Consider the following 22,418-nt stretch of genomic DNA (forward strand, 5'->3'; position numbering starts at 1 on the left):
ACCCCGGGACGGACGACCCGGTGCGACCGGCCCCGGACCGCGGGCGCCCGTCACACGCCGAGTGCCGCCAGACGTTCCTCGGCCCGCTCCGGCGCGTACAGGTACTCCACGACCAGCGCCCCCGCGCCCACGAGCCCGGCCCGCTCACCGAGCCGGGAGGTCACCACGTCCAGATGAGCGGTGGAGCGGGGCAGCGCCCGCTGGTAGAGCAGCTCCCGGACCCCCGTGAGGAAAGGGGTTCCGGCCAGATCCCCGGCGATCATCAGCACGCCCGGGTTGAGCAGCGTCACCACGGTCGCCAGGACGTCCCCGACCTGCCGGCCCGCCTCCCGCGCGAGGGCCATCGCCTCGGGGTGCCCGGCCGCCAGCAGGTCCCGCACGTCCGAACCGGACGCGGCCGCGACCCCGGACTCCGCGAGCCGTCGCGCCACCGCGCCGCCACTGGCGACGGCGGCCAGACAGCCGTACGAGCCGCACCGGCACAGCGCGTCGGCGCCGACCCGGATGTGCCCGATGTCGCCGGCCCCGCCGTCGATGCCCCGGTAGACCGTGCCGCCGACGACCATGCCCGCACCGATACCGGTGGAGACCTTGACCAGCGCGAACGCCGAGCAGCCCGGATAACCGGCGCGCTGCTCCCCGTACGCCATGAGGTTGGCGTCGTTGTCGACGAGCACGGGGACGCCGGCGGCGCCGATGCCCGCGTGTTCGGTGAAGGCGCGGCCCAGCCGGCCTCTTATGTCGTAACCGTCCCAGCCCGGCATGATCGGCGGCTGCACCACGCGGCCGGTGTCGCTGTCGACCGGACCCGGCACCGCGAGCCCGATGCCGCAGACGGCGTCGGCGCACTGTCCGGACTTCTCCAGCAGCTCGGCGAACCAGCGTCCGAGCTCACCGAGGACCGCCTCGGGGCCGTCGTCGACCACCAGCGGGCCCGCGTGCTCGGCGAGGATCTCGCCGGTCAGGGTGAGGACGGCGGCCCGGCCGTGCCGGGTGTCGAGGTCGGCGGCGAGGACGACGGCGTGTTCGTCGTCGAACTCCAGGGTGATGGAGGGACGGCCGCCGAGCGGCGAGTCGACGGGGCCGCCGGCCCCCTCGCGGAGCCAGCCCGCGCGGAACAGCCGGTCGAGGCGCTGGCCGACCGTGGCCCGCGACAGCCCGGTGGCCCGCTGGAGCGCGCCGCGCGTCGTCGCCCGGCCGCTGCGCACCAGTTCGAGCAGTTCTCCGGCGCTTGCCTGGTTCCCGGTCTTCACGGTCCTCCCCGCCCTTTCCGTCATGCGCACCCTCTTGCGTTCCCCAACTCTGCATTACATATTGAGTTTTGCGTGTTAAATAGACGTAACCCTGCGGCAGCTACTGCCGAACCGGTCGGTCGGACGTCTTCGGGGAGACCTGAGTGGACAGCACAACCCAGCTCACCGCCCTGCGCACGGGACTCACCACCCCCGTGCGTACCTCCGGCACTCCCGTGCACGCCTCCGGCCCGCCCTCTCCGCCCGGTCCGGGCGAGATCGCACGGACCGGATCACTTGTATACGATCCCGCCGACCCGTCGGGGTCGCTGCACCTCAGGGCATCCCGCGTGCTGAACGGCAACTGGACAGGAACTTCCACCGTGCCCTCACGCGGTCTGTATCCGCACCAGTGGTCCTGGGACTCGGCGTTCATCGCGATCGGCCTGCGCCATCTGTCCCCGCTGCGGGCGCAGACGGAGCTGGAGACGCTGCTCGGCGCGCAGTGGGCCGACGGGCGTGTCCCGCACATCGTGTTCAACCCCTCCGTCCCACTCGACGCGTACTTCCCGAGCCCCGACTTCTGGCGCTCCTCGACCGCGGGGCGCGCTGCGGGCGCCCCGCGCACCGTACAGACGTCGGGCATCGTGCAGCCACCGGTGCACGCGCTCGCCGTGTGGCTGGTGCACCGGGCGGACCCGGGACTGTCCCGGGCCCGCTCCTTCCTCTCCCGGATGTATCCCCGGCTGGCGGCCTGGCACCGCTATCTCCTGCACCGCCGGGACCTGGGCGGCGGGGGCCTCGCCTCCGTGGTCCACCCCTGGGAGCAGGGCATGGACAACAGCCCCTGCTGGGACGCCCCGCTCAGCCGTGTCACCCCGGCGCCGGCCCGCTCCTTCCGGCGCGCCGACCTCGACCACGGCGCCCCCGAGGACCGGCCGACGGACCTCGACTACGGGCGGTACGTACGGCTGGCCACGGACTACCGGGACCGGGAGTACGCCGACGGCGGCGGCGAGTTCGCCGTCGAGGACCCGGCGTTCAACGCACTGCTGATCGCCTCGGAACACGCGCTGGCCTGTATCGCGCAGGAGCTGGGCGCGGCGGGGACCGCCCGCCACGCGCGCGCCGAGCGGCTGACGGCGGCACTGGTGGAGCGGCTGTGGGATCCGGCGGAGGGCATGTTCTTCTGCCGCGACGAAGGGGCCGGCGGGCACGGCGCGCTGATCCCCGAGCGCAGTGTCGCCGGGCTGCTCCCGCTCATCCTGCCGGCGCTGCCGCGCGACATCGCGGCCACGCTCGTACGGACCGCGGGCGGGCCGCACTTCGGACTGGGCGGGGCGACGCGGCTCGCACCCAGTTACGACCTGACCGGCGAGGCGTTCGATCCGCACCGGTACTGGCGGGGGCCGGCCTGGTTCAACACCAACTGGCTGCTGGAGCGCGGGCTGCGGCTGCACGGGGAGCACGGGCGGGCGGACGGACTGCGGGCCGCCCTGCTGGACACCGCCGGGGAGTCCGGGTTCGCGGAGTACGTGGACCCGTACACAGGCGAGGCCTGCGGAGCACTCGGTTTCAGCTGGACGGCTGCGCTGACGCTAGACCTGCTGCACGAGTCCTCCGGGGCCACGGCGATCGTGTCCCCGGCGGGGCACGACGCGTTGACCGACACGGCACACAGCACTGCGGAACAGAGCACATGCGAGTTCGAGACGGGCGCCAAAGGAGGGGACCGGGGATGACGGACCGGCATCATCTGCTCGTGCACGGTGGGACGTTCGCCGCCGTGGGCGACGGCGGGGACATCAGCGGAGTGCGGGGCGGCAGCTCTCCGGACGGGTTATTCGTCCGGGACGCCCGGCATCTCAGCCGCTGGCAGCTGACGGTGGACGGCGCGGTGCCGGAGGCGCTCACGCCGGTCGCGGACGGGGACACGGCACGCTGTGTGCTGGTGCCGCGGGGCGGTCGCAACGAACCGCCCGCGTACACACTCTTCCGTGAACAGGCCGTGGCCGAAGGCGCGTTCGTGGAGGCACTGCGCGTCACCAGCAACCGTCCGACAGCCACCACGGTCCGGATCGCGGTCACCGCGGACGCCGACTTCACGGACCAGTTCGAACTGCGCTCCGACTACCGCACGTACGCCAAGACGGGCGTCGTACGCCAGCGTCAGGTCCTCGACGACGGCGTGGAGTTCAGCTATCGGCGCGGGGAGTGGCGGTCCCGCACGACAGTCACCTCCGAGCCCGCTCCGGACGGGGTGGAGGAGACGGGCACGGGCGCGCGCCGCCTCGTATGGACGCTCGACCTCGAACCGCACGGCTCGGCGGAGCTGGCGCTTCGGGTCGCGGCACGTCCGCACGGCGCCACGCACGAGCCGCGGGTGCCCGCCTCCCCCGCCGCGGCCAATGAGCGGCTCCTCGCCCTGGAGGGCGAGTTCGCGGAGGGCGTGCCCTTCCCGACCGGCTGGCCCGAGCTGGCCGCGGCCTGTGCGCGGGGTCTGTCGGACCTGGCGGTGCTCCAGGTGCCAGCGACGGGCCCGGACGGCGAGGAACTGCGGGTTCCCGCGGCGGGAGTCCCCTGGTTCCTCACCCTGCTGGGCCGCGACGCGCTGCTCACCTCGCTCTTCGCGCTGCCCTACCGGCCCCAGCTCGCCGCCGCCACCCTGCCCGCGCTGGCCGCCACCCAGGCGGTCGAGGTGGGGACGGACACGGTCGCCCAGCCGGGCAAGATCGTGCACGAGGTGCGGCACGGCGAGCTGGCGCACTTCGGGCAGGTGCCGTACGGGCGTTACTACGGTTCGGTGGACGCGACTCCGCTGTTCCTGGTGCTGCTCGGCGCGTACACCGAGCGGACCGGTGATGTGGCACTGGCGCGCCGTCTGGAGCCCAACGCCCGTGCGGCGATCGGCTGGATGCTGGACCACGGCGGGCTGACCTCGCGCGGCTATCTCGTCTACCGCGCGGACGGCGGCGGCCTGGCCAACCAGAACTGGAAGGACTCCCCCGGCGCCATCTGTTCGGCCGACGGCAGCCGCCCGACCGGCCCGTTGATGGCGGCGGGCGCCCAGGGATACGCGTACGACGCGCTGCGCCGCACCGCGCTGCTGGCCCGCACGGTCTGGGGCGACGAGGTCTACGCGGCGCTCCTGGAACAGGCCGCGGCCGACCTCCGCGACCGGTTCCAGCGGGACTTCTGGATGAGCGAACACTCCTTCCCCGCCCTGGCGTTGGACGGCGACGGCCGCCACGTCGACGCGCTCGCCTCGGACGCGGGTCACCTGCTGTGGTCCGGGCTGCTGGACAAGGAGTACGGCGAGCTGGTCGGCCGCCGGCTCCTCGAACCGGACTTCTTCTCCGGCTGGGGCGTGCGCACGCTTGCCTCCGGCCAGGCCGCCTACCATCCGCTGTCGTATCACCGGGGTTCGGTCTGGCCCCACGACAACGCCCTCATCACGCTGGGGCTGGCGCGGTACGGCCTGCACGACGAGGCCCGTACGGTGGCGCACGCGCTCGTGGACGCCGCCACGGCCGCCGGTCACCGCCTCCCCGAGGTCCTCGCGGGCTACGGGCGCGACACCCATGCCGAGCCGGTGCCCTACCCGCACGCCTGCATAAGGGAGTCGAGGTCGGCGGCGGCCCCCCTGGCCCTGCTGACGGCGGTGGGGGGCGCCTAGGAGGTTCGGTGTGCGCGCACCTGGAGTCACCACGGTGCGCGCGGGCGGCGCGCGCACCTCACGTCCGGCGGCTCAGCCGCCGGACGTGTCCAGTTCCGCGTCCTCGGACACGCCCGCGCAGTCGTAGGGGTCCTTCAGCCAGCCGTCCGGCAGGACGACCCTGTTGTTGCCGGAGGTACGGCCGCGGGGTCCGTCGGCACCGGACGGCCACGGCTGGTCGAGGTCCAGCTCGGCCAGCCCGTCGGAGAGTTCGGCGAGCGAGGAGGTGATGGCGAGACGCTTGCGCATCTCCGAGCCCACCGCGAAGCCCTTGAGATACCAGGCGACGTGCTTGCGGAAGTCGATGACGCCGCGCGCCTCGTCGCCGATCCACTCGCCGAGGAGCGTGGCGTGGCGGACCATGACCGCGGCGACCTCGCGCAGCGTCGGCCGCGCGTAGGCGTCGGCGCGGCCCTCGAAGGCGGCCACCAGGTCGCCGAACAGCCACGGCCGGCCGAGGCAGCCGCGCCCGACCACGACCCCGTCGCACCCGGTCTCGCGCACCATCCGCAGCGCGTCGTCCGCCGACCAGATGTCGCCGTTGCCGAGGACGGGGATCTCCGGCACGTGTTCCTTCAGACGGGCGATGGCGTCCCAGTCCGCGGTGCCGCCGTAGTGCTGGGCCGCGGTACGGCCGTGCAGCGCGATGGCCGTCACGCCCTCCTCGACCGCGATCCGTCCGGCGTCGAGGAAGGTGATGTGGTCGTCGTCGATGCCCTTGCGCATCTTCATGGTGACGGGCAGGTCCCCGGCGCCGCTGACGGCCTCGCGGAGGATCGCGCGCAGCAGGTGGCGCTTGTACGGGAGGGCGGAGCCGCCGCCCTTGCGGGTGACCTTGGGAACCGGGCAGCCGAAGTTGAGGTCGATGTGGTCGGCGAGGTCCTCGTCCACGATCATGCGGACGGCCTTGCCGACGGTCGCGGGGTCGACGCCGTACAGCTGGATCGAGCGCGGCTTCTCGGTCGCGTCGAAGTGGATCAGCTGCATGGTCTTCTCGTTGCGCTCGACCAGCGCCCGCGTGGTGATCATCTCGCTGACGAACAGACCCTTGCCCCCACTGAACTCGCGGCACAGCGTGCGGAACGGCGCGTTCGTGATCCCGGCCATGGGGGCCAGGACGACGGGCGGCTGCACCTGGTGGGGGCCGATCGAGAGCGTGGAGTTCACAGTGGACGTGGGCGTGGACATTCCCCCATTGTGGCGCACGGCGCCGAGTGCTCGCGCGAAAGATCGTGTAGTGGTCATTAGTTAGACACTATCGACAGCGGCGTACTCTGACGGAATGCCTGAGCTCAGCCACCGCCACCGGATGCTGGTGCTCGCGATCTGCTGCATGAGCCTGCTGATCGTGAGCCTCGACGTCACGGTCCTGAACGTCGCCCTGCCCTCGATGCAGCGGGAACTGCACACGAGCGTCGCGGGCATGCAGTGGACCATCGACGCGTACACCCTGGTACTGGCCTCCCTGCTGATGCTCGCGGGCTCCACCGCCGACCGCATCGGCCGGCGCAAGGTCTTCATGGCGGGCCTGGTCCTCTTCACCATCGGCTCGGTGCTCTGCTCCCTCGCACCGAACCTCGACGCGCTCATCGTCTTCCGGATGGTCCAGGCCGTCGGCGGCTCGATGCTGAACCCGGTGGCGATGTCCATCATCACCAACACCTTCACGGACCAGCGCGAACGCGCCCGCGCGATCGGCGTGTGGGGCGCCGTGGTCGGCATATCCATGGCCGCCGGACCTCTGGTGGGCGGCCTGCTCGTCGAGACGGTCGGCTGGCGGTCGATCTTCTGGATCAACCTCCCCATCGGCCTCGCCGCGCTCCTGCTGACCCTGCGCTTCGTCCCCGAGTCCCGCGCCCCCAAGGCCCGCCGCCCCGACCCGGTCGGCCAGTTTCTCGTCATCGCGCTGCTCGGCTCGCTGACGTACGCCATCATCGAGGCGCCCACCTCCGGCGCCCTGCGGACCACGGGCTTGGGCGTGATCGCCCTCGGCGCGCTGCTCGGTCTCCTGTGGTACGAGCCCCGGCGCGACGAACCCCTCATCGACCTGCGCTTCTTCCGCTCGGCGCCGTTCAGCGGGGCCACCGTCATCGCGGTGAGCGCGTTCGCCGCGCTCAGTGGCTTCCTGTTCCTGTCGACGCTGTACCTGCAGAACGTGCGCGGCCTCGACGCCCTGCACGCGGGCCTGTGGATGCTGCCCATGGCGGCCCTGTGCTTCGTCTGCGCGCCCATCTCGGGACGCCTGGTCGGCAGCCGCGGCCCGCGCCCGTCGCTGCTGATCGCCGGTGTCGCGATGACCGTGAGCGGCGTGCTGTTCGCCGCGTTCGAAGGGGAGACGTCGAACGTCACGCTCGTGATCGGCTACGTCTTCTTCGGCCTCGGCTTCGGATTCGTGAACGCCCCCATCACCAACACCGCCGTCTCCGGCATGCCCCGCTCCCAGGCGGGCGTCGCCGCCGCCGTCGCCTCGACCAGCCGCCAGATCGGCGGCACCCTCGGCGTCGCCGTCATCGGCGCGGCCCTGGCCTCCGGCATCCACGCCTCCGCCTACCGGGACACCTTCGTCGCGGCGGCCCGCCCCGGCTGGTGGGTCATCACCGCCTGCGGTGTCGCCGTCCTCGCCCTCGGCGCGCTCACCAGCGGGCGCTGGGCGCGCGCGACGGCCGAGCGCACGGCCCGCCTGCTGGAGTCCCCGGAGATACGGGAAGCGGCGGACGTACGGGCCCAGGACCCCTCCGCCGTCTGACCCCTCCCCCGTCTGACCGCCCCGGCGCCTCGCCGCGCCCGCCGTCCGGCCGTGCCTGCGCCTCACCGCGGCGACCCCGCGCCGACGGCGCACGGGCCACCCCCGCCGGCGTCGGCCACTCCCACGTCAGGCCGCCCCCGCCACCTCCGCCCGGGATGTCCCTTCGGCCCCGGCCCCGGCCTCGGCCTCCAGCGCGATCGCGTGCAGCTTCTCCAGTCGTTCGCGGCTCTCCTCGTCGGAGGGCGCGTACGTCACCATGCGGGCACCGAGGTCGGGCGCGAGCCACAGATCGGTGTGATCGACGGTGATGAGACCGACGTACGGGTTCACGAACTTCTTGGTCTTGCCGCGGGTGCCGACCACCTCGTACCGGTCCCAGATCTCACGGAACTCGGCCGACTCGGACCGCAACCGCTTCAGCAGCATCTTCCAGGCGGGTTCCCCTAGGTGCCCGGCCATCGAGACGCGAAGCCGCGCGGCCATCAGACGCATGGTCTCGTCCAGGAGGACGATCGACCGGCGCCACTCCGCGTTGGTGTAGGCGAGGATCATGCAGTTGCGGTCGGCGGGCGGGATCGTGTCGAGGTCGCTCATCATCAGACGCGCGTACGTGCGGTTGTACGCCAGGATGTCGTACCGGCTGTTCTGGATGCAGGCCGGAACCGGCTCCAGCTGCGTCAGGATCTGGCGCAGCGCCGGGGTGATGACCGCGCACTGGGCGGCTGGCGAGGGGTCGACGGCTCCGGCCAGCTGGAACAGGTGCGCCCGCTCGCTGGAGTCGAGCTGCAGGGTGCGCGCCAGGGCGTCGAGGACCTGCTCGGAGACTTGGATGTCGCGCGCCTGCTCCAACCAGGTGTACCAGGTGACACCCACCGCGGAGAGCTGGGCGACCTCCTCGCGGCGCAGGCCCGGTGTGCGCCGACGGCGGCCACGGGGCAGTTGGACCTGCTCGGGGGTGATGCGCTCGCGCCGGCTGCGCAGGAAGGTGGCCAGCTCGTGCCGCCGGATCTCGCTGCCGCGGGACCCGGTGGGGCCGGACGTCCGCGCAGGGCCGGGCGCACCGCCGGGGGCCGCGTCCGCGGGCGGGCGGGCGGAAGCCGCCGGGGACGGAGCCGACCGTCCCGGACCCGGGGCCGCCGTGTCCGGGACGGATCGCGTCCCGTCCGGGGCGGGTCGTGCCGGGTCCGGGCCGGTGGTCGTGTCCCGCACCATGGTCGTCATGCCTCCAGCCTGCCGCTCACCGCAGCCTGTTGCCAGGTAGTGCTTGTACCAGGATAAGAAGACTCTGGTACCCGTCTGGGTCCGGGAGAAGTCTGGGGGACGTGACCGATACCGGAACCCTCACCACCACAGTCCGCGCCCCCACCGCGCCACCCGCCCTCGGCGGCCTCGGACTGTTCACCGTGCTGCTGGGCGCGGCACTGCCCCTGATCGACTTCTTCATCGTCAACGTAGCCCTTCCGACCATCGGGCATGACCTGAACGCGAGTGAGGCCGTCCTCGAACTGGTCGTCGCCGGCTACGGGGTCGCGTACGCCGTCCTGCTCGTCCTCGGCGGACGCCTCGGCGACCTGTTCGGCCGGCGCCGGCTCTTCCTCGGCGGCATGGCGGCCTTCGGCCTGACCTCGCTCGCCTGCGGCCTCGCGCCCACCGCGTGGACCCTGGTGGCGGCACGCGTCGCCCAGGGCGCGGCGTCCGCGGCGATGCTGCCGCAGGTCCTCGCCACCATCCAGTCGGCGACCTCCGGGCCCCGCCGCGCCAAGGCGATGGGTCTGTACGGTGCCACGGCCGGCCTGTCCATGGTGGCCGGGCAGATCCTCGGCGGTGTCCTGGTCGCGGCCGACATCGCGGGCACCGGCTGGCGCTCGGTGTTCCTCGTGAACGTGCCCGTCGTCGTCCTCGGCCTGATCCTGGCCGCCCGCGCCGTCCCCGAGACCCGCTCGCAGCACCCGGAGCCGATCGACACCCCCGGCACCGTCCTGCTCGCCGTCACCCTGCTGGCCCTGCTCGCGCCGCTCACCGAGGGCCGGGCGGCGGGCTGGCCGCTGTGGACCTGGGTGTCCCTCGCCCTGTTCCCGCTCGCGGCCGCCGCCTTCTACCTCGTCGAACGCCGCGCGGACCGGGGCGGCCGGACCCCCCTGGTGCCACCGAGTCTGCTCGAGCTGACCTCGCTGCGCCGGGGTCTGATCATGATCGTGCCGTTCTCGATCGGCTTCAGCGGCTTCATGTTCGTGATCGCGGTGGCTCTGCAGCGCGGCGCGGGCCTCGGTCCCGTCTCCGCGGGGATGGCCCTCGCGCCCATGGCGGTCGTCTTCTTCATCACGTCCCTGTGCGGCCCCCGGCTGATCGCCCGCTACGGCACCCGGGTCGTCACCGCCGGCGGGCTGATCCAGGCGGTGGGCGTGGCGCTCATCGCGCTGGCCGCCGGGCGGTCCTGGCCCGACCTCGGGGTGTGGGAACTGCTGCCCGGCGCGGCGGTCGCCGGCGCGGGCCAGGCGCTCCAGCTCCCCGTCCTCATCAGGATCGTCCTCTCCGAGGTGCCGGCCGCGCGGGCCGGCGTCGGCAGCGGTGTGATGGCCACCACCCAGCAGTCGGCCCTCGCCGTCGGGGTGGCCACCCTCGGCACCCTGTTCCTGTCCCTCGCCCCGGCCCACGGCATGCGGAGCGCCCTGGTGACGACGCTCCTGGTCCAGCTGGTGGGCGTGGCCCTGACCACGGCACTGAGCCTGCGGCTGCCGCGCACGATCAGCTGAGGGGCCGGTCCGGCCTCCCTCGCGGCCACCGGCATATGCATCGGCCATGAGCCCAACTTCCCCTTTTTCAGGGGCTGTTGACACCAGTGATGCGCCATGCCGTACTGAGTCGCACTGAAGCCGAACAGAACGCGCCCGGCGATGGCCCGGCGCGTTCCGTTCGGACGGACCGCGATCCGAGGAGGCCCCGTGGCCGAGGTCAAGATCCGCGCGCTGGACCAGAGGGAGACCGGGGACGACAGCGGTTCCGGACACTGAGCTATCCCACACCCGCCGACGTCACCCGCACCGCCGAAACCCTGGCCGCCCGGCATCCCGGCCTGTGCCGGCTCAGCACGATCGGCCACTCCCGACGCGGCGTCCCGCTGCGGATGCTGAGCGTCGGAAAGGGGCCACGGCACGCCCTCGTGGTCGCGGGCGCGCACCCCAACGAGTACGTCGGCGGGGGCACCCTCCTCGCGCTGGCCCACCGGGCACTGGCCGGCGAACGGCCCGGCACCGTATGGCACCTGATGCTGTGCCTCGATCCGGACGGAGCCCGCCTCAACGACGGCGGACACCACGCCGACACCCTCTTCGGCCACTACCGCCGCTTCTTCCGCCCCACGGCCGACGAACAGCCCGAATGGGCACCCGCCCTCCCCCGCCCCCGGTTCCTGCCGGAGAGCCGCGCCCTGCTCGACGTCATCCGCCGGCTGCGGCCCTACATCCAGATCTCCCTGCACGGCACGGACATCGGCGGCACCTTCGCCCAGGTCACCCGAGAGGTACCCGGCCTCGACCGGACCCTCGCCGCCTCCGCCGAACGGCTCGGCATCCCGGTCGAAAGGGCCCCGCTGGACGCCCTGCACTGGCCCACGAGCGCCCCGGGCGTCTTCGTCCTGCCACCGCCCGGAGCACCCGAGCGCCCCACCGCCTTCCCGGAGAACGCCCACCGCTCCACCTGGCTCGCCCCGCATGCCCACGGCGGCGTCACCGCGGTGCTGGAGGTGCCGGTCTGGGCCGCCGCCGGGTTCGCCGACCTCACCCTCCACCCCGCCCCCGAACAACGGCTGCAGCACTGGGCGGAACGCCTGCGGGCCTACGCCCGCACCGTCCGCGGCCACTACGAGCGGGCACGCCCCCACCTTCCGCCGCCCGGTCCGGACGCCGGCTTCAGCATGCACCGGGCCGTGGCCGAAACGCTGCGCGTATGCGGCCCGTTGGCCGACAGCTGGGACCCCGCGCACCCGTCCTTCACGCCGCTGCCCGATCTCACCCGCGCCCGCACGGCCAGCATCGAGGGCTTCGCCCGGCGAACCCCGCTACGGGCCGCCGCCATGCTGCTGCGCCTCCTGGAGGAATACGCGCCGACCCCGGGGACCGCGCCCCAACGCGCCGAACTGGAAGCCCTCGTCGCGCGCTGGTGCGCCGCCTACTCGGCGAGTTTCACGGCGACCTGGGTTCCGGTGGACCTGCAGATAGAGCACCAGGTCAACGTCACCACCGCCGCCGTCGAGGCCGCCGAAGGACACCTCGCCGCCTCCTGAGAGCGAGGGTACTCTCACCGAACCCACCACCGAAGAACCCCCGTTGATCTTCACCATGCTGCACACTCCTTGCTGCGCAGGCGAAGCGGGAGAACCAGGAGGCGTCATGCTGCAGATCAACACGAGCAAAGTAAGCCGCTGGGACCAGCACGGCCGCGAACACACCGTCCGCGTACAACGGGCGGGCGTACAGCGCACGATCAGATGTGACACCTGCGGCTGGCGCAAAAACGCCCAATTCCTCCCCTGGTTGAAGGCGGAGGAGCACCTGGCCGAGGAACACCAGGCGACGGTCGACCCCAAAGAGGCCTGAGGGCCGCCGCCACAGGGACTCGAGGGCTGCCGTTCGGATCGCGCCACGGACGCGGGGGCACGCCGGATCCCGGGGTCCGGAAAAATCGTTCGCCGACTCCGGCTCCGCGGGCGGAGACTGAGGGCGCCGTATCAGCGGACGGAAGAACGGGCCCGGCACTGACGTACACCCTGGACACCTTGCCCTTCCCCGACAACCTCGTACCCCGCGTCCCCTACGAGGCGCTGCGGCACTGGGCTCATCTGGACCCGGCCCGCCACCCCTTCCTCTGGGACGAGGAGGAGGAAGCCCGCCTCCACTCGCTGATCCGCCCATGGGTGCCGCCCGTACTCTCGGGCAGGGAGGGTTGGTGGCAGGGCGAGCACTGGTGCGAACGTCAGGTGGACGCGATCATCCGCGAGCGCTACGGCAGTTGGACCGTGGGATGGAACTGGGACTACCCGTACGGCGGAGTCGTGAACGGCTGGGGCCATGCGTCCACCGCGGTCACGACTCCCGACGAGACCGCGGCCCGGTCGGCGGCCGCGCTGCTGGCGTGGCGGGAGTCGCTGGAGTGGCTGGATCGGCGGTTCGCGGACCTGGCGCCACCGGCGGAGGCCTCCCCCGAGGACCGCAGCTGGCATCTGGAGCGGGCCTGCGTCCGGCTCGTGACCGTCGCGCTGGACTCGGCCATGGACGGCTCCTTTCCCGGACAGGCCGGACGGCTGCTGCTCTGGTTCCTCACCAGCACCGGTATGGACCCGGACGACGCCGACGAGGTGGTGGAGACCGCGATCGGCGGCCGGTTCGAGAGCTGGGTCGCTCCCGAGCGGTCACTGATCGATTCGGTCGGCGAGGACTTCGCCGTCATCCTCACCGGCCGTCTCCCCTACCAGGACCACCGCGAGCGGGCCGCCCTGGAGGAGCTGCATGACCGCCGCTGACAGCCTCGCGACCTGGCTGCGCGTGCGCCGCGAGGCCGAGTGGCACCGGGCGCCCGCCCTGGAGACGGGTGGTCCGCCCGCGCGCGACGGGTTCCGGGCCTGGTGCGCCGGGCCGGTCCACCGGCGCGACCCCGGCCGCGCCGAACGCCTGCTCCGCGCGTACACCCTGGCCCGCGCCGACGCCGCCCGCCGCGCCCCGCTCGGCTTCGCCCTGCCGGCCGGCTGGCAGCGCGAGGTCCTCGGCGTGACAGAGGCACCCTTCCGCACCGGAGACGCCTACGCGAAGGGCGGACGCGAGCGCTACGGCCTCACCCCGCGCACCCGGGCCGACTTCGCCGCCTGTCTGCGCGAGGCGACCGACCCGGACCTCCCGCTCGCGGCCCGCGCGGCCCGCGCGTATCTCGACGTGGCGTTCTTCCACCCGTTCAGCGACGGCAACGCCCGTGCGGCCCTGCTCACCCTGGTCCACGTCCTGGCCCGCGAGGACGTCGTCCTTCCCGAGGTCGGCCCGCTCCAGACCACCCGATACGCCGACGACCCCGAGGGCGCCGCCGACCTGGCCACCCTCATCGGCGTGCTCGACCACCGCCGCCACGCGCCCACGGCCGGCCGCCGGTGAACCACGGGCAGCCGCCCGGAGTCACCGCCGCCACTTTGGTCCAGACCTATTGACGAAAGGTCTGGACCGCGCGACTGTCATGCCTACGACACCTCACCGCACCCCCACCGGGAGGCCTCGCATGATCCGTCGGAAGCTGCGCCTGCTCGCCGTCGCCCTGGCGGCGGCCGTCCTCACCCCACTGTCGATCGCGGGCGCCCCCGGCGCCTCCGCGGCGGACACCTGCGCCGTGAAGTCCCGCCCCGCCGGAAAGGTTCTCCAGGGGTACTGGGAGAACTGGGACGGCTCGTCCAACGGTGTGCACCCGCCCTTCGGGTGGACGCCGATCACCGACTCCCGTATCGCCGCGCACGGCTACAACGTGATCAACGCGGCGTTCCCCGTCATCCGCTCGGACGGCACCGCGCTGTGGCAGGACGGGATGGACACGGGCGTGAAGGTCGCGACGCCCGCCGAGATGTGCGCCGCCAAGGCGTCGGGGCAGACGATCCTGCTGTCCATCGGCGGAGCGGCGGCCGGGATCGACCTGAGTTCGTCCGCGGTCGCCGACCGTTTCGTCGCGACGATCGTGCCCCTCCTGAAGAAGTACAACTTCGACGGGATCGACATCGACATCGAGACGGGGCTCGTCGGCAGCGGGAACATCGGTCAGCTCTCCGCCTCCCAGGCCAACCTGATCCGCATCATCGACGGAGTGCTGTCGCGGATGCCGTCCGGCTTCGGGCTGACCATGGCGCCGGAGACGGCGTACGTCACCGGTGGCAGCATCACGTACGGCTCGATCTGGGGCGCCTATCTGCCGATCGTCAAGAAGTACGCGGACAACGGGCGTCTGTGGTGGCTGAACATGCAGTACTACAACGGGAGCATGTACGGCTGCTCCGGTGACTCGTACTCCGCGGGCACGGTGCAGGGCTTCACCGCCCAGACCGACTGCCTCAACAAGGGGCTCGTGGTGCAGGGGACCACCATCAAGGTCCCCTACGACAAGCAGGTGCCGGGGCTGCCCGCGCAGTCCGGTGCCGGCGGTGGCTACATGTCGCCGAGTCTCGTCTCCCAGGCGTGGCGCCACTACGGCACCGGCCTCAAGGGTCTGATGACCTGGTCCGTCAACTGGGACGGCTCGAAGAACTGGACGTTCGGCGACAACGTGAAGGCCCTGCAGGGCCGTTGAGTCAGGCAGGGGCGTCGAGCCGGGCAGGGTCGTCGAGGCCCGGCGAGAGCGTCGGCGCCGGCGGAAGGACGTCGCCACCGGTGCCACCCGCGCCGCACCGATGCCGCCCGGGCAGAGGTGCCACAGACGCCCGGACACCCCATGGTCCGGGACGCCGCGAAGCCCCCGGTTCCCTGCTCGGGAACCGGGGGCTTCGTGAGCGGCGGGTGATCAGCAGCCGATGAGGCGGCTGGCCAGGTAGCCCTCGATCTGGTCGAGCGAGACGCGCTCCTGCTTCATCGAGTCGCGCTCGCGCACCGTGACGGCGTTGTCGTCGAGGGTGTCGAAGTCGACGGTGACGCAGAACGGGGTGCCGATCTCGTCCTGGCGACGGTAGCGGCGGCCGATGGCGCCGGCGTCGTCGAACTCGATGTTCCAGTGCTGGCGCAGCGCGGTGGCCAGGCCCTTGGCCTTGGGCGACAGCTCCGGGTTCCGCGACAGGGGCAGCACGGCGACCTTGACGGGCGCGAGGCGCGGGTCGAGGCGCAGCACGGTGCGCTTCTCCATCTTGCCCTTGGCGTTGGGCGCCTCGTCCTCGACGTAGGCGTCGAGCAGGAAGGCGAGCATGGCGCGGCCGACACCGGCGGCGGGCTCGATGACGTACGGGGTCCAGCGCTCTCCGGCTTCCTGGTCGAAGTAGGAGAGGTCCTGGCCGGAGGCCTTGGAGTGCGCGCCGAGGTCGTAGTCGGTGCGGTTGGCCACGCCCTCCAGCTCACCCCACTCGTTGCCGCCGAACTGGAAGCGGTACTCGATGTCGGCGGTGCGCTTGGAGTAGTGGGAGAGCTTCTCCTGGGCGTGCTCGTACCAGCGCATGTTCTCCTCGCGGAGACCGAGGCCGGTGTACCAGTTCCAGCGCTCCTGCATCCAGTACTCCTGCCACTTCTCGTCCTCGCCCGGCTTGACGAAGAACTCCATCTCCATCTGCTCGAACTCGCGGGTGCGGAAGATGAAGTTGCCGGGCGTGATCTCGTTGCGGAAGGACTTGCCCATCTGCGCGATGCCGAACGGCGGCTTGCGGCGCGAGGTGGTCTGCACCTGGGCGAAGTTGGTGAAGATGCCCTGGGCGGTCTCGGGGCGCAGGTAGGCGACGGAGCCGGTGTCCTGGGTGGGGCCGAGGTGGGTGCTGAGCAGGCCGGAGAACTGCTTGGGCTCGGTGAACATGCCCTTGTTGCCGCAGTTCGGGCAGTTGATGTCCGCGAGGCCGTTCTCGGGGAGGCGGTGGTGCTTCGCCTCGTAGGCCTCCTCCAGGTGGTCGGCGCGGTAGCGCTTGTGACAGGAGGTGCACTCGGTGAGCGGGTCGGAGAAGGTGGCGACGTGGCCGGAGGCGACCCAGGTCTCGGTGGCCAGGATCACCGACGAGTCGATACCGACGACGTCCTCGCGGGAGGTGACCATGTAACGCCACCACTGGCGCTTGATGTTCTCCTTGAGTTCGACGCCGAGCGGACCGTAGTCCCAGGCGGCACGCTGTCCGCCGTAGATCTCACTACTGGGGAAAACGAAGCCACGGCGCTTGCTCAGGCTGACGATGGTCTCGATCTTGTCGGCGGCCACGGTGCTCTCTTCATTACGAACGGACGGCAGCGAATGCTTCAGGTTACCGGCGTCGCCCACCCCTGTATCAAATCGGTTCGCGGAGTGGGCCGCTTCCTGCCGCTTACATCCACTTGATGCCTGTTGTCGGGGGGCGCGAGGCCGTCCCGACGAGGGCTTGTTGACAATCGTTTCCAGATTTGTTGAAAATGAGTGTCATGAACGTACGACGACGCCTCATATCGGGGTCCGCGGTCGTGGCGGCCACCGCCCTCGGCCTCGGCGCCCTCTCGGCCTGCTCGGGCTCCGCCTCGGCCGACGGCAAGAGCAACGGAAAACTCGACGTGGTGGCGTCGTTCTACCCGCTCCAGTACCTCGCCGAGGAGATCGGCGGGACGCATGTGAACGTCACGAACCTGACCCAGCCCGGTCAGGAGCCGCACGACCTGGAGATCAGCGCCCGGCAGACCGCGCAGCTCCAGGAGGCGGACGCCGTCCTCTACCTCAAGAACCTCCAGCCGGCCGTGGACGACGCGGTGGCCCAGGCCGAGGTGAAGACCAAGATCGACGCCGCTTCGCTGACGACGCTGGAGAAGCACGGCAACGAGGTCGGCGGGCACGCGGCCGCCCACGACGACAGCGAGGGCGAGGAGGCCGGCGCCACCGACCCGCACATCTGGCTCGACCCGGTGCGGTTCGCGGAGGTCGCCGAAGGGGTCTCCGACGCCCTGAAGAAGGCCGACCCGAAGCACACCGCGGACTACGAGAAGAACATGTCGGCACTGCGGAAGAAGTTCGTCACGCTGAACACCGACTTCCACAACGGTCTCTCGGACACGAAGACCAAGACCTTCATCACCACCCACGCCGCGTTCGGCTACCTCGCCGAGCGCTACGGGCTCACCGAGGAGGCCATCAACGGCCTGGACCCGGAGTCGGAGCCCAGCGCGAACCGGGTGAAGGCCCTGGAGAAGACGGCGAAGGCCGACGGCGTCACGACGGTGTTCTACGAGACGCTCGTCAGCGACAGAACGGCCAGGACGATCGCCGACGACGCGGGTCTTCGCACGGATGTCCTCGACCCGCTCGAGGGCATCACCGACAAGTCCAGGGGCAGGGACTACATGCAGGTCATGGAGTCGAACCTGAAGGCGCTGCAGACGGCTCTCGGCGCCAAGTGACCAGTGTGGAGGACGTCGTGAGCGAGTCCGTCGTATCCCTGCGCGGTGTGCGGGCGGAGCTGGGTTCGCGCCCGGTCCTGCGCGGCATCGATCTCACCGTGCGCCGCGGGGAGGTCGTCGCGCTGCTCGGCGCCAACGGCTCAGGCAAGTCGACCGCGGTGCGCAGCGTCATCGGCCAGGTCGCCGTCAGCGACGGCGAGATCGAGATCTTCGGCGTCCCGCGGCGCCGTTTCCGCGACTGGCACCGTGTCGGGTACGTCCCGCAGCGGACGACGGCGGCGGGCGGTGTGCCCGCGACGGTCACCGAGATCGTCGCCTCGGGGCGTCTGTCCCGGGCCCGCTTCGGCGTGCTGCGCAAGGCCGATCACGCGGCTGTGCGGCGGGCCCTGGAGCTCGTCGGGATGGCGGACCGCGCGAAGGACTCCGTGAACGCCCTGTCGGGCGGGCAGCACCAGCGGGTCCTCATCGCCCGCGCGCTGGCCTGCGAGCCCGAACTGCTGATCATGGACGAGCCGATGGCGGGCGTGGACCTCGCCAGCCAGGAGGTGCTGGCCGCGACCCTGCGCGACCAGGTCGCCCAGGGCACCTCCGTCCTGCTCGTGCTGCACGAGCTGGGCCCCCTGGAGCCGCTGATCGACCGCGCGGTCGTCCTGCGGGACGGCTGCGTGCTGCACGACGGCCCGCCTCCGCAGGCGGTCGGCCAGCACGCGCTGCCCGGCCACGACCACGTACACCCGCACGCGGCTCATGACGCCGAACCCCTCCGGACGGGACTGCTGAGCTGATGGACATCCTCGAGTACGCCTTCATGCAGCGGGCTCTGCTCGCCGCCGTCCTGGTGGGCATCACCGCGCCCGCCGTCGGCATCTATCTGGTCCAGCGCCGCCAGGCACTGATGGGCGACGGGATCGGCCATGTGGCCATGACGGGCGTCGGCCTCGGGTTCCTGCTGTCCACGTCACCGGTGTGGATGGCGATGGCCGTGTCCGTGCTGGGTGCCGTGCTCATGGAGCTGATCCGCTGGTACGGCAGGACGCGCGGGGACATCGCGCTGGCCATGCTCTTCTACGGGGGCATGGCGGGCGGCGTGATGTTCATCAACCTCGCGCCGGGTGGCTCGAACGCCAACCTGACGTCGTACCTCTTCGGCTCCCTGTCGACGGTGAGCGAGTCCGACGTGACGGCGATCTGCCTGCTGGCCGGCTTCGTCGTACTCGTCACGCTGGGGCTGCGCCGCCAGTTGTTCGCGGTCAGCCAGGACGAGGAGTTCGCGCGGGTGACCGGTCTTCCGGTGCGCGCCCTGAACCTGCTGACGGCCGTCACGGCGGCGGTCACGGTGACCGTCGCGATGCGGGTGGTCGGACTGCTGCTCGTGAGCGCGCTGATGGTGGTGCCGGTGGCGGCGGCCCAGCAGCTCACCCGGAGCTTCGCGGCGACCTTCGCCATCGCGGTGGCGATCGGGGTGACCGTGACGATCGGCGGCACCGTGACGTCGTACTACCAGGACGTGCCGCCCGGCGCCACGATCGTGCTGCTGACGATCGGCGTTTTCATCGCGCTGACCACGCTGGCGACTCCGCTGGCCCGGCGCCGGGCCCGGGCACTGGCGGCGGCGCAGGCCGCCGGAGACCCCGCGGAGTGCACGATTCCGGCCGCGCGCGGCACGGAGAGCAGCGTCGGCGTCTGACTGGGCACAGCCCGGACTGGCACAATGGCCGGGCAAGGGCAGACGTGAGGAGGCAACGGTGACAACCGCTGGATCGCCCGTCCGGGGCCGTTCCACCCGGCAGCGTGCCGCCGTGGCGGCCGCGCTGGACGAGGTGGACGAGTTCCGCAGCGCGCAGGAGCTCCACGACATGCTCAAGCACAAGGGCGACTCGGTCGGGCTCACCACGGTCTACCGCACGCTGCAGTCCCTGGCCGACGCCGGCGAGGTCGACGTCCTGCGTACGTCGGAGGGCGAGTCCGTCTACCGGCGCTGCTCCTCCGGCGAGCACCACCACCACCTCGTCTGCCGTGTGTGCGGCAAGGCGGTGGAGGTGGAGGGCCCGGCCGTCGAGAAGTGGGCCGAGGCCATCGCGGCGGAACACGGCTATGTGAACGTGGCGCACACGGTGGAGATCTTCGGTACGTGCGCGGAGTGCGCGGCGGCGAAGGGCTGAGTCCCCGGGGCCTCAGACGCGGGTCAGGTTGCGGTCGAGGATCGCCCGCAGCCTGTCCACGTCCGCGGGGGTGTGCGCGGCGCGTTTGGGCAGCACCGTGAAGCCGACGGCGTTCTTGTCGGGGCTGAGCATGACGAAGGCGTCCGCCGTCTCCCGGTAGCGGGGCTGCGCCATCCAGTTGAGCGTCTCCGTCGAGTTGTCCGTGGCCACCGTCACCCCGGTGTCCGTGACGGTCGCACGGAACGTTCCCTGGCGCTCCGCGAGGCGTTGCACCTGGCGGGCCTGGAGCCAGGGCGACAGCATGATGAGCGGCGCGAAAACGACGAACCAGATCACCGGAAGCGTGGACGCGTCCTGTCCGGCCAGCGCGAGCGCGCACTCCAGGGCGACCACGACGGCGGCGCCACCCAGTACCCAGAACTGCCTTCGGCCCGCCTTGCTGACGCCTCTGCGCGCTCTCAGCGCCGAGGAGAAGTCCCCGACGGTCGGCCGGTACTCCAGCTCGACGGCATCCGCCCCGTGCCCCTGCGGCTGCCCCGGCAACTCCTGCTGCGGCGCAGCACCCTGGCCCTCGACCACGGCCCCTCCCCGGTTCGGTGGTGATGAGCCATGATCGTAAGGCCGGGTTCGGACAACGCCCCGGGCGGCGGGTGTTACGAGCCGTCGCCCCGCATGCCCCGCTCCATGGCGAGCAGGTCCTCGTTCGGGACGGCGCCGCCGAAACGCCGGTCGCGCTGCGCGTATTCGACGCAGGCACGCCACAGGTCACGCCGGTCGAAGTCGGGCCACAGCACGTCCTGGAAGACCATCTCGGCGTAACTCGACTGCCAGATGAGGTAGTTGGAGGTGCGCTGCTCGCCGCTGGGGCGCAGGAACAGATCGACGTCCGGCATGTCCGGGTAGTACAGGTACTTCTGGATGGTCTTCTCGGAGACCTTGTCGGGGTCGAGCCGGCCGGCGGCGACATCGGCGGCCATCGCCTTGGCGGCGTCCGCGAGCTCGGCACGACCGCCGTAGTTGACGCAGAAGTACAGCGTCATGGCGTCGTTCTGCGTCGTCTGCTCCTGGGCGATCTGGAGCTCCTGGACGACGGACTTCCACAGCTTGGGCATGCGGCCGACCCAGCGGATCCGGATGCCGAGCTCGTCCATCTCGTCGCGGCGGCGCCGGATGACGTCCCGGTTGAAGTTCATGAGGAAGCGCACCTCGTCGGGCGAGCGCTTCCAGTTCTCGGTGGAGAAGGCGTAGAGGGAGAGGTTCTTCACACCCATCTCGATGCAGCCCTTGAGGACGTCCATGACGACGCCCTCGCCGACCCGGTGCCCCTCGGTGCGCGGCAGCCCGCGCTCCTTGGCCCACCGGCCGTTCCCGTCCATGACGACCGCCACATGGTTCGGGATGAGCTCGCCGGGGAGTTTGGGCGCGCGGGCACCGGAAGGGTGCGGTTCCGGCGTCTTGTACTCGCGGCGCTGGCGTCCCAGGATCCCGCGTACGACCATGTGCTTCTCGTCTCCCTCTTGCTTGCGCTCGGCGCTCGTCTTGCTCTGGCTCTTCTTGCCGTTGTTGCTGTTCTCGTCGTTCTTGCGTGCCCGGGTGGCGCCTACTTCTCCACGTACCGCAGGGAACGCAGTCCGCGCTCCAGATGCCAGTGCAGATAGGCCGACACCAGCCCGCTGCCCTCCCGGACGTGCCGCGGCTCGCTCGCGTCCGCCGTCTCCCAGTCTCCCGTGAGCAGCGCGGCGAGGAGTTCGAGGGCCTGAGGCGAGGGTACGACGCTGCCGGGCACCCGGCAGTCGACGCAGACGGAACCTCCCGCAGCGACCGAGAAGAACCGATTCGGTCCCGGCATGCCGCATTTGGCGCAGGCGCTGAAGCTGGGCGCGTAGCCGTTGACGGCGAGGGAGCGCAGCAGGAAGGCGTCGAGGACGAGGTGCGGCTCGTGCTCGCCCCGGGCCAGGGTGCGGAGTCCGCCGACCAGCAGCAGATACTGCTGCACGGCGGGCTCCCCCTCGTGGTCGGTGAACCGCTCGGCGGTCTCCAGCATGGCGGTGCCCGCGGTGTAGCGCGGGTAGTCGGTGACGATTCCGCCACCGTACGGAGCGATCGTCTCGCTCTGTGTGCACAGGGGCAGGCCGCGCCCGATCAGTTCGCTGCCGCGGGCGAAGAACTGCACGTCCACGTGGGAGAAGGGTTCGAGGCGCGCCCCGAACTTGGACTTGGTCCGCCGGACACCGCGCGCCACCGCCCGTACACGCCCGTGACCGCGTGTGAGCAGCGTGATGATCCGGTCCGCCTCACCCAGCTTCTGGGTGCGCAGCACGATGCCGTCGTCGCGGAACAGACTCATGCGGCCCATTCTCGCCTACGGCACCCGCACCCCGGTCCCGATGGGCCTCTTTACGCCCGGGCACCTCCACGAGGCACCTTCACAAGGCGCCTCGCCGTGGCCCCGCGGCCCCCCCCCCCCGCCCCCCCCCCCCCCCCCCCCCCCCCCCCCCC

Annotated in this window: 20 protein-coding genes; 13 read left to right on the forward strand and 7 right to left on the reverse strand. The window is 71.6% G+C overall.

What is annotated here, in order from left to right:
• Window positions 1–50: 50 nt before the first annotated feature.
• On the reverse strand, window positions 51–1,277 hold the full coding sequence (locus ACWD68_RS35790; protein ID WP_451810631.1) for an ROK family protein: 1,227 nt from the start codon (window positions 1,275–1,277) through the stop codon (window positions 51–53).
• Window positions 1,278–1,510: 233 nt separating this feature from the next.
• On the opposite strand from ACWD68_RS35790, the gene ACWD68_RS35795 reads away from it, so the two are divergent.
• Both ACWD68_RS35795 and ACWD68_RS35800 read left to right on the forward strand, forming a co-directional pair.
• Window positions 1,511–2,974 (forward strand): MGH1-like glycoside hydrolase domain-containing protein, encoded by a 1,464-nt coding sequence (locus tag ACWD68_RS35795; protein WP_451810648.1) that lies wholly within the window; start codon window positions 1,511–1,513, stop codon window positions 2,972–2,974.
• Window positions 2,971–4,908, forward strand: a complete 1,938-nt coding sequence (locus ACWD68_RS35800) for an amylo-alpha-1,6-glucosidase (protein WP_451810632.1) — start codon at window positions 2,971–2,973, stop codon at window positions 4,906–4,908. The genes ACWD68_RS35795 and ACWD68_RS35800 overlap by 4 nt, the downstream gene beginning before the upstream one ends.
• 72 nt (window positions 4,909–4,980) lie before the next feature.
• On the opposite strand, the gene dusB is transcribed toward ACWD68_RS35800, so the two are convergent.
• Complete coding sequence (dusB, locus tag ACWD68_RS35805; RefSeq protein ID WP_451810633.1) at window positions 4,981–6,135, reverse strand: tRNA dihydrouridine synthase DusB; 1,155 nt, start codon at window positions 6,133–6,135, stop codon at window positions 4,981–4,983.
• Between the two features lie 94 nt (window positions 6,136–6,229).
• Between dusB and ACWD68_RS35810 the strand changes: the two genes are divergently transcribed.
• A complete protein-coding gene (locus ACWD68_RS35810; RefSeq protein ID WP_451810634.1) occupies window positions 6,230–7,693 on the forward strand; it encodes an MFS transporter in 1,464 nt (487 codons plus the stop codon).
• 126 nt (window positions 7,694–7,819) lie between these two features.
• On the opposite strand, the gene ACWD68_RS35815 is transcribed toward ACWD68_RS35810, so the two are convergent.
• Window positions 7,820–8,914, reverse strand: a complete 1,095-nt coding sequence (locus ACWD68_RS35815; RefSeq protein WP_451810635.1) for a helix-turn-helix transcriptional regulator — start codon at window positions 8,912–8,914, stop codon at window positions 7,820–7,822.
• A 101-nt stretch (window positions 8,915–9,015) separates the two neighbouring features.
• Between ACWD68_RS35815 and ACWD68_RS35820 the strand changes: the two genes are divergently transcribed.
• The 6 genes from ACWD68_RS35820 to ACWD68_RS35845 all read left to right on the forward strand — a co-directional run bounded on the left by ACWD68_RS35820 (window position 9,016) and on the right by ACWD68_RS35845 (window position 15,004).
• Window positions 9,016–10,446 carry an MFS transporter gene (locus ACWD68_RS35820; RefSeq protein WP_451810636.1) on the forward strand — a complete coding sequence of 477 codons (1,431 nt, stop codon included), beginning with the start codon at window positions 9,016–9,018 and terminating at the stop codon, window positions 10,444–10,446.
• 299 nt (window positions 10,447–10,745) lie between these two features.
• Complete coding sequence (locus tag ACWD68_RS35825) at window positions 10,746–11,975, forward strand: M14 family zinc carboxypeptidase (RefSeq protein ID WP_451810649.1); 1,230 nt, start codon at window positions 10,746–10,748, stop codon at window positions 11,973–11,975.
• Window positions 11,976–12,081: 106 nt separating this feature from the next.
• A complete protein-coding gene (locus ACWD68_RS35830; RefSeq protein ID WP_405917180.1) occupies window positions 12,082–12,288 on the forward strand; it encodes a hypothetical protein in 207 nt (68 codons plus the stop codon).
• 179 nt (window positions 12,289–12,467) lie between these two features.
• Complete coding sequence (locus ACWD68_RS35835) at window positions 12,468–13,211, forward strand: hypothetical protein (protein ID WP_451810637.1); 744 nt, start codon at window positions 12,468–12,470, stop codon at window positions 13,209–13,211.
• Complete coding sequence (locus tag ACWD68_RS35840; protein ID WP_451810638.1) at window positions 13,198–13,830, forward strand: Fic family protein; 633 nt, start codon at window positions 13,198–13,200, stop codon at window positions 13,828–13,830. Before ACWD68_RS35835 ends, ACWD68_RS35840 begins: the two co-directional genes overlap by 14 nt.
• Window positions 13,831–13,951: 121 nt before the next feature.
• The gene (locus ACWD68_RS35845; RefSeq protein ID WP_451810639.1) at window positions 13,952–15,004 is read left to right on the forward strand and encodes a chitinase; all 1,053 of its coding nucleotides are present in this window, start codon (window positions 13,952–13,954) and stop codon (window positions 15,002–15,004) included.
• Window positions 15,005–15,214: 210 nt separating this feature from the next.
• On the opposite strand, the gene ACWD68_RS35850 is transcribed toward ACWD68_RS35845, so the two are convergent.
• Window positions 15,215–16,597 carry a glycine--tRNA ligase gene (locus ACWD68_RS35850; RefSeq protein WP_451810640.1) on the reverse strand — a complete coding sequence of 461 codons (1,383 nt, stop codon included), beginning with the start codon at window positions 16,595–16,597 and terminating at the stop codon, window positions 15,215–15,217.
• Window positions 16,598–16,794: 197 nt separating this feature from the next.
• On the opposite strand from ACWD68_RS35850, the gene ACWD68_RS35855 reads away from it, so the two are divergent.
• From ACWD68_RS35855 to ACWD68_RS35870, 4 genes are read left to right on the forward strand one after another with little or no spacing between them, the layout of a single operon-like run.
• Window positions 16,795–17,757: a metal ABC transporter substrate-binding protein gene (locus ACWD68_RS35855; RefSeq protein WP_451810641.1), complete on the forward strand. Its 963-nt coding sequence runs from the start codon at window positions 16,795–16,797 to the stop codon at window positions 17,755–17,757.
• Window positions 17,758–17,774: 17 nt separating this feature from the next.
• Window positions 17,775–18,542: a metal ABC transporter ATP-binding protein gene (locus tag ACWD68_RS35860; RefSeq protein ID WP_451810642.1), complete on the forward strand. Its 768-nt coding sequence runs from the start codon at window positions 17,775–17,777 to the stop codon at window positions 18,540–18,542.
• A complete protein-coding gene (locus ACWD68_RS35865; protein ID WP_451810643.1) occupies window positions 18,542–19,444 on the forward strand; it encodes a metal ABC transporter permease in 903 nt (300 codons plus the stop codon). Before ACWD68_RS35860 ends, ACWD68_RS35865 begins: the two co-directional genes overlap by 1 nt.
• 58 nt (window positions 19,445–19,502) lie before the next feature.
• Window positions 19,503–19,919 (forward strand): Fur family transcriptional regulator, encoded by a 417-nt coding sequence (locus ACWD68_RS35870; protein ID WP_266758532.1) that lies wholly within the window; start codon window positions 19,503–19,505, stop codon window positions 19,917–19,919.
• A gap of 12 nt (window positions 19,920–19,931) precedes the next feature.
• Here the strand turns inward: ACWD68_RS35870 and ACWD68_RS35875 are convergent, their stop codons facing one another.
• From ACWD68_RS35875 to recO, 3 genes are all read right to left on the reverse strand, one after another.
• Window positions 19,932–20,498, reverse strand: coding sequence for a YcxB family protein (locus ACWD68_RS35875; protein WP_451810644.1), 567 nt, complete (start codon window positions 20,496–20,498; stop codon window positions 19,932–19,934).
• 74 nt (window positions 20,499–20,572) lie between these two features.
• Complete coding sequence (locus tag ACWD68_RS35880) at window positions 20,573–21,418, reverse strand: isoprenyl transferase (RefSeq protein WP_451810645.1); 846 nt, start codon at window positions 21,416–21,418, stop codon at window positions 20,573–20,575.
• A gap of 101 nt (window positions 21,419–21,519) precedes the next feature.
• On the reverse strand, window positions 21,520–22,266 hold the full coding sequence (gene recO, locus ACWD68_RS35885) for a DNA repair protein RecO (protein ID WP_451810646.1): 747 nt from the start codon (window positions 22,264–22,266) through the stop codon (window positions 21,520–21,522).
• Window positions 22,267–22,418 lie beyond the last annotated feature (152 nt).

It is taken from the genome of Streptomyces sp. NPDC005141, assembly GCF_053599975.1.